This is a genomic window from Spirulina sp. CCY15215 (genome assembly GCF_016888125.1).
Lineage (GTDB): Bacteria > Cyanobacteriota > Cyanobacteriia > Cyanobacteriales > Spirulinaceae > CCY15215.
Map to the genome: position 1 here is coordinate 1 of NZ_JACSWA010000161.1, position 1,233 is coordinate 1,233.

The following is a 1,233-nucleotide window of genomic DNA, read 5'->3' on the forward strand; positions in this document are numbered from 1 at the left end:
AATTTGACTTAATTGTATGGCGATCGCCCAAATAAATCCATATCACGATCCCAAACTAAGATAACATCCCCTCCAACTCATCCAAATCTGCTCTAATTTCATCCTCGATCGCCTTCAACTGCCCTAAAATAACCTTAAGCGGATTGTATTCCACCGCCTCATACTCAAACCGACCATTTAAGAGAATTTTTTATGCCAAGTCCTCAAAACAACGGATAAACTCAAGTGCAACCTCTATTTGTAGTCTAGCATCATCTTCATCAATCCCAGAATCCAAATTATAATCGCTGCGATTCCTCATATCTTGTGCGTTAATTAAAGCACGATGAAAATCTCGTAAACTCTCATCACTTTTCGCAAAATCTCGCCCAAATGCACCAATAACCGCCGAATGACTCGAAAAACTCAACCCTCTCCCCAAAAGAAAAGCAGAAGCAATATAAAACATCCCATAATAGGCACGAGAAACAGCCAATTCTGGCAAACCATTCTCAACCAATAACTCAGCACCTTGTAAACTGCGTTTTGCCTTTTCTAAAAGTAACTGCTGTTCCCTAGTCATAACACAACCCCCTCCCGTCGTACATTCAACAAAAACGGACTATTTTCCTCATGAAACCGTTGGGAAGAAATAAAAGCGCGAGAAATAACTGTATCGTATTCCAAAGATAAATCCGCAATAAACCGACTCGTTTTTTCAATCTCCTCTCGATACTTAAAACCCTGCCTTAAAACCACTAAAACATCAATATCCGAATCAAACCTTGCATCTCCCCGCGCTTGCGAACCATAGAGAATCAAATTCTCTAAATTCTCTCGATACTGCTCAGAAAACCATTGTTTTAGCAAGCCGATAATCCGCTCTAAATCTTGATTGCTCATCCTTCCTTCTCTCTTTTAGGACAACCGTGAATATAATGGTCGTGTTGTTCTGCCAGATCGGGAATACCTGTTTCGATCGCATTCTCATCAAAGAATTTTGATAGTTTATCCCAGTCTGAAATCTCTTCAGTTTCTTCCTTATGGAGCTTTTGAATAATTTGATAAATCTCCTCAAGTTTTTGGTCGGACATTAAATCCAACTCAGCATAAATTAGCTCTTTAACGCTCATTTTGATTCATCCTTTTTTAATCAGTAATTTGACTTAATTGTATGGCGATCGCCCAAATAAATCCATATCACGATCCCAAACTAAGATAACATCCCCTCCAACTCATCCAAATCTGCTCTAA

3 protein-coding genes are annotated in these 1,233 nt (G+C 39.1%); all 3 read right to left on the bottom strand.

Features of this window, described 5'->3' with window-relative positions; all coding sequences use genetic code 11:
• Positions 1 to 190: 190 nt before the first annotated feature.
• From JUI58_RS00775 to JUI58_RS00785, 3 genes are read right to left on the bottom strand one after another with little or no spacing between them, the layout of a single operon-like run.
• Entirely contained in the window at positions 191 to 562 is a 372-nt protein-coding gene (locus JUI58_RS00775; RefSeq protein ID WP_204101843.1) for a HEPN domain-containing protein, read from the bottom strand.
• Positions 559 to 882: a nucleotidyltransferase domain-containing protein gene (locus tag JUI58_RS00780; protein WP_204101844.1), complete on the bottom strand. Its 324-nt coding sequence runs from the start codon at positions 880 to 882 to the stop codon at positions 559 to 561. Before JUI58_RS00780 ends, JUI58_RS00775 begins: the two co-directional genes overlap by 4 nt.
• Positions 879 to 1,112 carry a hypothetical protein gene (locus tag JUI58_RS00785; protein ID WP_204101845.1) on the bottom strand — a complete coding sequence of 78 codons (234 nt, stop codon included), beginning with the start codon at positions 1,110 to 1,112 and terminating at the stop codon, positions 879 to 881. Before JUI58_RS00785 ends, JUI58_RS00780 begins: the two co-directional genes overlap by 4 nt.
• Between the last annotated feature and the right edge of the window lie 121 nt (positions 1,113 to 1,233).